The organism is Kosmotoga olearia TBF 19.5.1 (assembly GCF_000023325.1).
In the GTDB taxonomy this organism is placed as follows: domain Bacteria; phylum Thermotogota; class Thermotogae; order Petrotogales; family Kosmotogaceae; genus Kosmotoga; species Kosmotoga olearia.
The window spans coordinates 573684-585295 of the sequence record NC_012785.1 but is presented as its reverse complement, the minus strand read 5'-3'; the positions used below and the strand labels follow the sequence as shown (position 1 = coordinate 585295).

At 41.1% G+C, this 11612-nt stretch carries 8 protein-coding genes and 2 pseudogenes; 5 read left to right on the top strand and 5 right to left on the bottom strand.

Going from position 1 to position 11612, the window contains the following annotated elements; all coding sequences use genetic code 11:
• Nucleotide 1: 1 nt before the first annotated feature.
• Nucleotides 2–337: a hypothetical protein gene (locus KOLE_RS11045; RefSeq protein ID WP_012745037.1), complete on the bottom strand. Its 336-nt coding sequence runs from the start codon at nucleotides 335–337 to the stop codon at nucleotides 2–4.
• Nucleotides 338–437: 100 nt separating this feature from the next.
• On the opposite strand from KOLE_RS11045, the gene KOLE_RS02705 reads away from it, so the two are divergent.
• The 5 genes from KOLE_RS02705 to KOLE_RS02685 all read left to right on the top strand — a co-directional run bounded on the left by KOLE_RS02705 (nucleotide 438) and on the right by KOLE_RS02685 (nucleotide 7670).
• Entirely contained in the window at nucleotides 438–1580 is a 1143-nt protein-coding gene (locus tag KOLE_RS02705; protein WP_012745036.1) for a M20 metallopeptidase family protein, read from the top strand.
• Nucleotide 1581: 1 nt separating this feature from the next.
• A complete protein-coding gene (locus KOLE_RS02700) occupies nucleotides 1582–2124 on the top strand; it encodes a 3'-5' exonuclease (RefSeq protein ID WP_012745035.1) in 543 nt (180 codons plus the stop codon).
• Between the two features lie 175 nt (nucleotides 2125–2299).
• Nucleotides 2300–4453: a ribonucleoside triphosphate reductase gene (locus KOLE_RS02695; protein ID WP_012745034.1), complete on the top strand. Its 2154-nt coding sequence runs from the start codon at nucleotides 2300–2302 to the stop codon at nucleotides 4451–4453.
• A complete protein-coding gene (locus KOLE_RS02690; protein WP_012745033.1) occupies nucleotides 4371–5024 on the top strand; it encodes an anaerobic ribonucleoside-triphosphate reductase activating protein in 654 nt (217 codons plus the stop codon). Before KOLE_RS02695 ends, KOLE_RS02690 begins: the two co-directional genes overlap by 83 nt.
• 528 nt (nucleotides 5025–5552) lie before the next feature.
• Nucleotides 5553–7670, top strand: a complete 2118-nt coding sequence (locus KOLE_RS02685) for a tetratricopeptide repeat protein (protein WP_012745032.1) — start codon at nucleotides 5553–5555, stop codon at nucleotides 7668–7670.
• 303 nt (nucleotides 7671–7973) lie between these two features.
• Here KOLE_RS02685 and KOLE_RS02680 read toward each other — a convergent pair.
• The 4 genes and pseudogenes from KOLE_RS02680 to KOLE_RS11320 all read right to left on the bottom strand — a co-directional run.
• Nucleotides 7974–8558 (bottom strand): annotated as a pseudogene (locus tag KOLE_RS02680) (DDE-type integrase/transposase/recombinase); the annotation flags it as partial.
• Nucleotides 8559–8607: 49 nt separating this feature from the next.
• A complete protein-coding gene (gene istB / locus KOLE_RS02675; RefSeq protein ID WP_012745031.1) occupies nucleotides 8608–9405 on the bottom strand; it encodes an IS21-like element ISKol10 family helper ATPase IstB in 798 nt (265 codons plus the stop codon).
• The gene (gene istA, locus KOLE_RS02670) at nucleotides 9402–10505 is read right to left on the bottom strand and encodes an IS21-like element ISKol10 family transposase (protein ID WP_012745030.1); all 1104 of its coding nucleotides are present in this window, start codon (nucleotides 10503–10505) and stop codon (nucleotides 9402–9404) included. The genes istB and istA overlap by 4 nt, the downstream gene beginning before the upstream one ends.
• 112 nt (nucleotides 10506–10617) lie before the next feature.
• Nucleotides 10618–11345 (bottom strand): annotated as a pseudogene (locus KOLE_RS11320) (IS3-like element ISKol9 family transposase); the annotation flags it as partial.
• Between the last annotated feature and the right edge of the window lie 267 nt (nucleotides 11346–11612).

Below are 11612 nucleotides of genomic sequence, written 5' to 3'. Positions count from 1 at the left end.
TTTATTTTGTGGTCGGCGTAATATCTCCGTTTTCCCCATCTTCTGTTTCTTCAGGGTTTTCTTCATGTTTTTCCGTTTTTGTCTCTCTTACATCGTAGATTACTTTTTTGCGTCTTCTTCTATCATCGACAACGGCCAGGACTCCCTCCGGGAGAGCAAATTGGTTCCTTCTGAAAAGCTCTATGATCATGTCCTCCGGCAGGGAGGTTATCACCCAGATATCGGTGAGGTAAATTTTTCCACCGTTTCTTATAGGTGCTTTTTGAATGGCTGACTGTAGTGCCTTTATTAAACCTTCATCGAGGCTTTTTGGAGTACTTGAATTTTCCATCTCCATAGGGTCACCCCCACCATTTTCACACAGCAAAACTGTGCTATATTTGTTTTGAATCAACGTGTTGTAATAATTATACTCCAAAAAATAGGGGGATATTTAAATGATCGAAATTGGCAAGGTGCACGAATTAAGGCACAGATTGCATAAAAATCCGGAAGGTGGTTTTAGGGAATATGAAACAAAAAAGATCTTACTGAAATTCCTTTCAGATTTACCGAAAAATTACTTCAAAATTTATGAAGTTCTGGAAACAGGATTGGTGGTAGAATATCGTAATGCAGAAAATAAGAGCTTTGTCCTTTTCAGAGCAGATATGGATGCCCTGCCCATTGAAGAAGAAACTAATGTGGATTTCGCATCGGAAAACCCTGGCTGGATGCACGCATGCGGTCACGATATCCATATGTCCGTGCTTACTGGATTGATCAAACAAGTAGCAAGAGAACTTTCAGAAGCAAATATTTTGTTCTTCTTTCAGCCAGCCGAAGAAGGCCCCGGGGGAGCGAAACCTTTCCTTGAAAGCGGATTTCTTGACTCATATGATGTAAAAGCTGCTTTCGCATTACACGTAAGCCCTGATTATAAAATGGGTACGGTTGCTTCTAAAGAAGGAGTTATTTTCGCGAGCCCAACGGAATTCGACGTTATCTTTAAAGGTGAAAGTGCTCATGGAGCCAAACCTGATGAAGGCAGGGATACAATACTACCCGCATCAGAATTCATAACCGCTTTTTATTCCGCTCTCACAAGGTTCATCCCGGAAGAGGAGCGTTATGTGTTCACCATCGGAAAATTGGTAGCGGGTGATCGAAGGAACATAGTGGCGGAAAAATCAATAATTGAGGGAACCTATAGGGTTCTTGACATAAAAACCAAAGAGAAAATAGACGAGCTCATGGAAAGATTTACTGAAAACATAAGCAAAACATGGAAGGTTCAGGGCGAGGTTCGTTATGGAGCGTATTATCCAGTACTTATGAACGACTCCAGGCTCTTTAAAGCCCTTGCGAAAACGGTCAAAAGTATTGGTTTGGAATTTGCTGAATGCGAGACAAAGTTCACCGGCGAGGATTTCGCGTTTTTCAGCCAGCGGTACCCTTCACTGATGTTCTGGCTTGGATGTGCTACCGAAACGATGAAAGCCGGATTACACACATCAAAGTTTTTACCGGAGGACAGATGCATTGATTTTGGCGTGAAGGTATTTTATTCTCTACTCAAGGAAGTGAGTAAGGAGGATTGAATTGGAATTTGTTGTCATAGATACCGAAACCACCGGTTCCAGCCCTCATAAAGGGGCAGAGTTGATAGAAATCGCGGGCGTGGTTGTCAGGGACTGGGAAATAATCTACGAAGAATCCTTCAACGAACTTATAAAACCAAAGAGGCACGTGCCGATCTCCATAACCATGATTACAGGCATAAACAACCTGATGCTCGAAGATAAGCTTCCGATAGAAATTGTTCTACCGAGGTTTTATGATTTCGTGAGAGATCGCGTTCTTGTGATACAAAATGCTCCCTTTGATCTTTCCTTTCTCGATTATTTCGGGAAGAAAATTGGAATCGGCGAACTTCCGAATCCTTTTGTGGATACCATCAGCCTTTCGCGCAGCCTTTTTCGTGGCAGACACAATCTTGACATTATTCTGGCGCGCCTGGGTATCTTTTGTGAGGATCGGCATCGTGCGCTGGGAGATGCTGTCGCCACTGCAAAAGCGTTCATAAAGATGGTGAAGATGATAGGTGTCGAAGAAATTGAGAAGTTTGTTGTGAAAAGGATTTGATACCGCAATTTTTTTCCACTTCTTCAAAATTGAACACTAATCGGGAATAATTACTCTAAGTTTCTTATTATAGTAAAAATATAGATGCGTTATTTTTTCTCTTTTTGTGATACTATATATAGTACCATTATATTGTTGGCTTACTATTTATAGGGACTGAAATGGGGGGATTTAGATGCTTCTAGTCAGGAAAAGAGACGGCTCTCTAGTGGAATTTGAACTTTCAAAGATAATTCTTGCTGTAAAGAAAGCATTTGAAGCAACGGATACTGCTTACACAGATGACATACTCGAAAGGCTCGCTCTTCGGGTAACTTCTGATTTTCAGGGGAAGATTAAAGAAAACATTGTTGACATCGAGGATATTCAGGACTCTGTCGAAAAAACCCTTGAAGATCTTGGATTCAACAAGGTTGCCAAGGCTTATATATTGTATCGTAAGCAAAGAGAGAAGCTGAGGAATCTCAAATCATCGATGCTGGATTTTGCCAAAACAGTCAATAACTATCTTAACCAGAGGGACTGGCGGGTTAAAGAAAACAGCACCGTTACATACTCAATTGGTGGGCTGATACTCCACAACAGCGGGACTGTTACAGCGAATTACTGGCTCAGCGAAATCTATGATGAAGAGATCGGAAAAGCACATAAAAACGGGGATTTCCATATACACGATCTGTCTATGCTTTCCGGTTATTGCGCTGGTTGGAGTCTCCGGCAGCTTATAGAAGAGGGGCTTGGCGGTGTGCCGGGAAAGGTTTCTTCCAAACCGGCCAGACATCTCTCGACGCTGGCAAACCAGATGGTTAATTTTCTTGGAATCCTCCAGAACGAATGGGCCGGCGCACAGGCGTTCAGTTCTTTCGACACCTATCTTGCACCTTTTGTAAAGGTGGATAACCTCACTTTCAAGGAAGTCAAGCAGTGCATACAATCATTCGTTTTTGGTGTAAATACGCCCAGTCGCTGGGGAACACAGTCGCCCTTCTCAAATATAACCCTTGACTGGACAGTTCCAAAAAGACTCAAAGACGAGCCAGCCATCGTAGGTGGAGAACCTCAGGATTTCACGTACGGTGATTGCCAAAAAGAGATGGACATAATAAATAGGGCTTTTCTGGAGATCCTGAAAGAAGGGGATGCCAACGGAAGAGGCTTTCAGTATCCGATACCAACGTACAATATCACCAAAGATTTTGACTGGGAAAACCCGAACTCCGAGCTTCTTTTTGAAATCACATCAAAATATGGTACTCCCTATTTCCAGAACTTTATAAATTCGGATCTCAACCCTGATGATGTGCGCAGTATGTGTTGCCGGCTTCAGCTGGATAAGCGCGAGTTAAGAAGACGTGGCGGAGGTCTTTTTGGTTCGGATGAATACACTGGCTCTATCGGTGTCGTAACGATCAATCTTCCAAGGTTGGCTTATTTAAGTAAGAACGAGGTGGAATTCTTCCAGAGACTTTCAAAAATGATGGATCTGGCAAAACGCAGTCTTGAAATAAAACGTGAGGTTATAGAAAAACTGAATGATGAAGGATTGTATCCTTACACCAAGAGGTACCTCAAGAACTTCGATAACCATTTCTCAACGATAGGACTTGTTGGAATGAACGAGGCTTGTCTCAACGCGAGATGGCTCAAAAAACCTATTTATGAAGAAAACTCAAGACGCTTTGCTATCAGGGTTCTGGACTTTATGAGAGAACGTCTGAAGATTTATCAGGAAGAGACAGGAAACCTCTATAACCTTGAGGCAACACCGGCTGAGTCTACCTCTTACCGCCTCGCCAAGATAGACAAGAAACTGTTCCCGGACATAATCACCGCTGGTAAAGATGCTCCCTATTACACCAATTCTACCCACCTTCCGGTGGATTATGAAATAGATATTTTCTCTGCCCTGGAACTTCAGGAGGAGCTTCAAATAAAATATACCGGAGGTACAGTGTTCCATGCTTTCCTTGGGGAAAGCGTTGACGATTGGCGAACTACCCGGGAGCTTGTCAAAAAGATCGCGGAAAATTATCGCATTCCTTACTTCACAATCTCTCCAACCTACTCCATATGCCGTAATCATGGTTACATAAAAGGTGAGGAATATTCTTGCCCTATCTGCGGGCAACCAACGGAGGTTTATTCGCGTATCACCGGTTATTACAGGCCGGTTCAGCACTGGAATATTGGTAAACAGGAAGAGTTCAAAAGCAGAAAGGAATTTCGTGTGGAGAGGACTGAAATAGATGGATTTCGCAGGATGGCAGAAAGTAAGTCTGGTGGACTATCCGGGAAAGGTATCGACAACTCTCTTTACCTCAAGCTGTAATTTTGACTGTGAGTATTGCCATAACGCCGAACTGAAAAAGCGAATTCCTCATCCGATCAAAGAAGTCGATGTTTATAAATATCTATCTTTAAGAAAGAATTTAATAGATGCCGTCGTTATAACCGGAGGGGAGCCGACCTTGCATGGTCATGCTCTTCTCTCTTTCTTTAAAGAACTCAAAAAAAGATTCCCGGGTAAATTCATAAAGGTCGATACAAACGGTAGTAATCCCGAAGTTCTGAAAGAATTGATTGAAATCGTTGACTTTATCGCTATGGATTTGAAAAGCCTTGATTATTCCCTTTTCTCCAATGTGGGCTTCGAAACGATTCTTGAGAGTCTTGAGATAACAAAAAATGCAAAGGACTATGAAATAAGAATCACCGTTTACCCACCATATATTAAACCGGATAACTTCCCGAAATTTGCTGAGCTGCTGAAAGGTATTAAAAATGTGGCGATCCAACAATATCGACCGGTGAATTCAGTTTCTCCCTATCCCAGGGAGATTTTGCTTGACTTCGAAAAAGCTCTTAAACCCTATGTAGAGAACGTTGTTGTTAGAGGATGAGACGTTAAAAAACGTTGTAGGTTGTGCGTAAAAAACGAGAATCCGAGATCCGAGAGCCGATAGCTGCTGCGCAGCCGAGGCTTGCAACGCTGTCAGCTGGTAGAGCGACGTTCGAAGGTTTTAAAATAAAGAGTGAAAATGTTTTTCGCCTTTACCATCTCGGATTCTCGATTCTCGGTTCTCGATTTTTATACAGCATGCTGTGCCTCGTTCTTTTATGTCAACGACGTAGTCGTTCCCAGTGTCATTTGTGTTAGCAAGATCCCCTTCGTTCGCTTTGAAGAACGCTTTTCAGCCACAGAGTGACTTTATCGGTTTCGCAATTAATAAACGGTGATTATCAACTAAAATTGAGCGGGAAAAGGTATTTAGACGAAAGCTGTGTGGATTTTTAGTGAGAGCTTTTCTGAATAGTTCTTTAAATGTTGTAATATATTGTGTGAGGTAGATTTTCATAATTGATAGAGTTAATGCCTTTCAAAGCGTTATGAAGTTTCAAATATATTTTCATAGAAGGGATGGGGTCTTATGTGGAGTGAGTACCAGAAGTACAGAATAACATATCTTTGTGATCTTCTGGAGATCGGTACCGATTATACCGGACCTGAGTTTAATTGGGAAGAATTGCGGCAGGAAGTTGATAGCGAGAAGTTTGATCAACTCTCATCACTTTTGAAAGATGCTTTTGGACTTGATTCCAAAGTGCTCAATGATAACAAATACTTTTTACTTTATTTCTGGGGTATCTTTCTGTGGGATGAAGATATTCCCTTTGAAACCAGGTTCAGGATAGCACAGAAAATTATTAATTTAGGCCGGCTTATTAGAAAAGCCAATGAGCGTGAAGTTGATAATGTGGAATCCGATAGTGTTAAAAATGATGAAGAGGTAATTGCTATTATTTTGGGGGAACCTGAATATGGGAATACTGAAATAGCTCGCTGGTATTTGTTGGCTGGGTTAGATGCTATTGCATTTTTTCTTCAGAATTTCAAACTTTCCGACAACGAAGAAGATGATAATGGAAATGATAGAGAGCTAATCAAAATAGTTGCGGAGGCAATGAACCTTGCTAGAAATTGTCCAAGATTCTTTTTGAAAGCATTGGACATTACTTTCAACCTTACTCTTGGTTATTTTGAATCAACAATAACATCCTATGCGTTGGGATTGAATCCCAATATTGGACCGGATTATCTTGAATTGCCTTTCGAGGTTTTTTTCCCAGACACATTATTTGGGACAGATCCATCGATATTATCGCTGGTTTGTCTTTTGAGGCACGAAGATGATGAAGTGAGGCGTAAAGCAGCTTATGCAGGTGCTTCACTGTTAACGTGGGGATCTTCTTTTAAGAGTCATATATATGTTTTGAATCGAATGGCGCCTACGTCAGGTTTACTGCCAGTGATAATTGCTGGAATAGCTGAAAATACAAGCTTTTCATTTGTTGGAAAGAGGATTATCAATTTCTTGGAAGAACTGGGCAGGACAGAAGAGAAGACAGAAGTGCCATTGATTATAAGGGCGGTTTGCGACAGTCTTCTCAAGAAAAAAACAAAGCGAAAATCAAGAGCGCTGGAAGAATTTATCAAATATATAATGGATCTGAAAACCAATTCTAGGGCCAGGCTTGCGGGAGCTTTATTGGCTCAGGCTTATGGATACAAAGAGTATGCTCTTGTGCTTTATGAGAGTCTTTCTAAGAGGGATCAGAAAGCATTTGAAAGCTTTGTTGAAAATGGCGTAATTCCTAAGTTGAGAGATAAAGATTCTGAAGAGTCGGCGATAGTATCATCTGTGGTTTCAACCAATTACGAGATCGCCAGAAAAATGCATCGCACGATCTTTGAGGAAAAAGATAGCCTTTTTCCAGGTTTTGAAATCGATAGTAGTGAAAGAGTTCCTTCATTGAGGTATAATCTCCCGCCAAGAGAGTACTATCTTAAAAAGATGCTTGAAAATAAGGAAGATAAAGTGCAGATTCTGGAGAAGGTTTTAGAAAAACATCCCTATGAATTTACGGCTTATATGGAACTGGCGAATGAATATTTTACACTAGGTATGGAAGAAGATTGTAGACGAACCCTCGAAACTGGTGTCGAGAAAATTCAAGAGTTACTCAGGAAACTTAATCTGAGAAACTACATGATAGAATTCTCACACCATCATAACAGACCAATTTTGATGCTTTTCAAAGACTTTGGAGATTTTCTAAGGATGAGAGGAAGTAATTTAGCAAAAGCCACTCAGATTTTTGAGTGGATGCTCGTAGTTGAGCCAATGGACTTCTTAAACGCTAAAAATAGTTTGTTGAATTGTTATTTCAGACAAAGAAATTTCATAAAAGCAGAAAAACTTTTAGAGTGGTATGAAGATGAAAACAGCCTTGATTTCGTAATGGGGCGGGCATTCATCTATTACATCCGAAGAAACATAGAAAGGGCAAATCTGGAATTGAGTTTGGCAAAAAGAATGAACCCATATGTTATAGATATCTTACTTATGGGTATTGATCCTGAAGAGCTGGATAATGTTGAGATTGAATTGGAAAAAAAAGAAGCAATAATTTATGCTTTAGAGTATGAAAAAGTTTGGAAATCATATCCACGAGTAATGCGCTGGCTTAAAAATCAAAGGAGGTAAAAATCTAGGGAACCATTTCGAGGTTAATGTTTGGATTCACTATGCGAATGATGTGCAAAGCTACGCTTATTATCGTTGTTCGAAGTGGTTGTAGGTTGTGCGTGACGATCGAGAACCGAGAAACCGAGAGAGCAGCAGCTACGCTGTCGAAGTGCTGGACTTCGTCCAGGAGGCTTGCAGACGCTGTTAAAGACAGAGATTCGAGAACCGGGATCCGGTGACTTAAAATTACAGAGCGAGATTGGATGTTATAGATTGGAGAAAGCGGTCTGACCCCCAATAATGAGACACAGGTTAACGAGATCAAGCATTAACGGACTGAATCAAAGAAATATTGCACTGTTTCTTAAAGGCTTGTGGTGTCATGTATTTCAAAGAACCATGTGGTCTGAGATTATGATAGAAATCCATGTACACCTGGTATTTCCGGTAAACGTCTTCCGCTCTCTCAAACACATTCATAGCCACAAATTCCCTTTGCACATTCGAATGTTGTGATTCAATAAAAGCCTGGGAATCAGGGTGGTGCTTTATCCCGAATTCCTGGATTATCTCGTTCTTTTCAAAATATTCCCGGGTGTAATTAGCTGTAAACAGGCTTCCATTATCCGTACGGACCAACTGAGGTACCGTTTCCTGGTAAAGCATTGCCCTTCCCAGTGTTCGGGTAAAATCTTTGCACTTGCAACTCTTCCCAAGATATGAACCCACTATTTCCCTTGAATATACATCTATTATGTCCAATAAGGCTATATTCCCTTCCTGTATTGTGGTTATGTACTTAATATCTGCTTCCCACAGTATTCCTGTCCTGTCTATCTCATGCTGGGTTGAGCGCCTAACAGGATGGTGCTGTTTCGGCCAGTATTTCCTGACATATCCCAGCTGTCAACATCAACCAAAAATGCAAAAAAACATCGATCAAAATTGCGTAATTTCATCGCTCAGATTTGCGTAGTTTGTCGGTTCTACCAATCGTCGTCTGTATACCAACAAGCCCCGTTTTCTGTTTTTCTTTCAGTCTGTAACTTTTTCCACGAATATTGACTATCGTACAATGGTGTAAGAGTCTGTCCAATACCGCTGTTGCTAATACTTCGTCTTCAAATATCTTGTCCCATTCGGTAAAGCTTCTGTTGGATGTCAGGATTATGCTTCCCTGCTCGTATTTCTGGCTCACCAGTTCAAAAAACAGCTTCGCTCCCTCTGTATCCAGCGGCAGGTATCCCAGTTCATCTATTATTAGTAGGTCAAGGGATTTGTAGAATCTAATGGTTTTTTCCAGATGTCTCTCAACAAAGGCTTTCTTTAATCGATCCACCAACGTTATTGCATTAACGAAGTATATTTTCTTTCCTTCCCTTAGGGCTTCCATTCCAAGACCTACCGCCAGGTGTGTTTTTCCTACTCCAGGAGGTCCAAGAAATACCACGTTCTCTTTTTCGTACATGAATCTCAGGGTCTTCAGTTCCATTACCTGTTTTCTGTCTATGCTGGGTTGGAAACTGAAATCGAATTCTTCCAGGGTTTTGTGGAAAGGTAATCCGCTGTATCTGAGAGCTGTTATGTATTTCTTGTTCTCGTTTTCTTTCTTCTGGGCTATTAGTAGTTCTTCAATCAATTCGAGAACGTCTTTATCTCCTTTGCTCCAGTTTTGGAGAGAAGAATCCAATACCCTGGAGATTCCTTCCAGTTTCAGTTCTTTCAACAAGCTGTGTACTTTTTCGTAGCTCATACCGCATCACCCACAAGAGCCTGGTATTCTCTCAAAGACCTTTTTTCTACCTGGTCTTTCAATGGATGTACTGTAATGAGTTCATCGTTGCTGTATATCTTCAGTAGTGAACCTTCCACCTGGAGATTGACTCTTTCCCCTACGTATTTTTTACCAACATGATATGCCCTTTCCTTGTAGACTATCTGGCCTTTGTTTCTTACGAGTCTTGTATTTAATCTGCGAATGGGATACAATTTACTTAGCTCATTTAGGTGATTCTTTTCCCTCTCGAATCTTTCGAGAGGGGTTTCTTTTAATTCGGAATGGAGTCGCTGGTTTGCTATTGCTAACCAATCTCTTAATACGTTCTTCAATTCCGTTAGGCTCGAATAACTCTGGCCGTAAAGAATATTCTCCCTTACGTAAGGAACCAACCTCTCGACCTTTCCTTTGGCTTTTGGATTATATGGCCTGTGAGTAATCACTTTAAAGCCGTAGAAGTTTGCAAAATCCATGAATCTGGCGTTGTATTCCTTCTGTTTCTGAAGCTTCTTTACAACGGTTTTCATGTTGTCGTACAGACCTTCTGAGGGATAACCACCAAAGTACTCAAAGGCATGCAGATGAGCTTGGATCAAGGTCTCAAGCTTTTCATCTGGTACTATCTCCGCGTACAGCATCCGTGAATAGCTCAACACCATAATGAAGAACTTAACGGTCGTCTTTTCGCCCGCAATAACCGTTGTACCCGTTCCCCAATCAACCTGAAATTGTCTACCAGGTTCTGTTTCGAATCTGACAACAATTTCAGGTTTCCCCTTGGGTCTTATTGAGGACACATACATCCGGAGTATTGTCAGTTTACCGGTATAACCTCTCTCCACCAATTCCTTAAACAACACTGTCGCTGTAAGTTCGGGATACTCCTGGAGCCTTTTCTCGATGTAATCCTTGAAAGGATCGAGTTTCGAACCTCTTTTTGCCATTTGACACCACTCCTTATTAAGATATTTGTTTACGGTGTTGGGAGCAATGCCAAGGCGCCTGGCTATTGCTAGCTTGCTTAACCCCTCTCTGTACAATATTCTGATTTCAAAGACCTGCTTTTCCGTTAACATCTGAATACCTCCTTTTCTATCTGAGATATTCAGATGTTACTACTCAATTCTTACCGATGTTTTTGCTCATTTTTGACCGACGTTTTTACTATTTTATAATCGATGTCGACACCAGCTTCTTTCTCATTCTGTGTACTTTCTTGTGGTTCACTATTATCCCAAATTCATTCAGAAAATACTTGCTGAGCTTCTTGCTTCCTAATACTTTCAGATAATACTCAGGTTCATATGGATTCACTCTGCTGTATATGTCTTTGAATAGTTTTTCAAGCTCTTTATCTTCGAACTTTTCACCGTTTGTCTTTAGACAGTAATTGCGCCTTCTACCTGGTTTTGTCTTTTTGAGAAAGAACACGGGTTTCTTCCTGCGATAGTAACTGCTTCTGGTTATTCCAAAGATTCTCAAAAGATAAGAGGTTGAAAAACCATAACCCATATATGTTTCAGCGAAAAGTTCAACTGCTAGCCTTTTCCAGTTTTTTTTAGAGCTTCTTTTAGCAACCTTATTTCCAATTCTTTCTCTGCTATTATGAGTTTGTATTTCTCGATTTCGTTGAGAACCCCTTTTAGCTCTTTTGGGTCTTTCTTTATCTTGTCAAGCCCTATCTCTTTGTACAGAACAGGTGGTATCTTCGTTGGATCAACAATGAAATCTCCAGCTCTGAGTTTCGGTTCAAAAGCACTTTCTCCCTCCGCTCTGTATTTGTTTATCCAGCCCCATAATGTAGAATCCGGTATCCCGTATTCTTCCCTGATTTCTCTTGTGTTTTTGTGGCCCTCTTCGTATTCCTTTACCACTTTTAGCTTCAATTCCATTGAATATTGTTCTCTGCCTCTCATCCCTTCGCCCCCTTTTCTTTCATACTATCACTTCGTTATCCCTTGTCCTATTTCTTTAGGGGGTGATTACGAAAGCTACTGCGCAGCGGCACAAATCCCTTCGGGATTGGTACGAACTCCTGCGGAGTTGTTTCGAACCACTTCGTGGTTGTTATGAACTGCTGTGCAGTTGACAAGCGCCTTCGGCGGATAGAACCAAAAAAGCGAAAATCATTAAACACGTTTCGAAAATAAAGCCGGTCATCCTGAACTTGGGTCAGGATCTGC

Bases quoted from the DNA above. Each gene is read 5' to 3' on its own strand.
- KOLE_RS11045 (WP_012745037.1), bottom strand. From the start codon at position 337: ATGGAGATGGAAAATTCAAGTACTCCAAAAAGCCTCGATGAAGGTTTA.
- KOLE_RS02705 (WP_012745036.1), top strand. From the start codon at position 438: ATGATCGAAATTGGCAAGGTGCACGAATTAAGGCACAGATTGCATAAA.
- KOLE_RS02695 (WP_012745034.1), top strand. From the start codon at position 2,300: ATGCTTCTAGTCAGGAAAAGAGACGGCTCTCTAGTGGAATTTGAACTT.
- KOLE_RS02690 (WP_012745033.1), top strand. From the start codon at position 4,371: ATGGATTTCGCAGGATGGCAGAAAGTAAGTCTGGTGGACTATCCGGGA.
- KOLE_RS02685 (WP_012745032.1), top strand. From the start codon at position 5,553: ATGTGGAGTGAGTACCAGAAGTACAGAATAACATATCTTTGTGATCTT.
- istB (WP_012745031.1), bottom strand. From the start codon at position 9,405: ATGAGCTACGAAAAAGTACACAGCTTGTTGAAAGAACTGAAACTGGAA.
- istA (WP_012745030.1), bottom strand. From the start codon at position 10,505: ATGTTAACGGAAAAGCAGGTCTTTGAAATCAGAATATTGTACAGAGAG.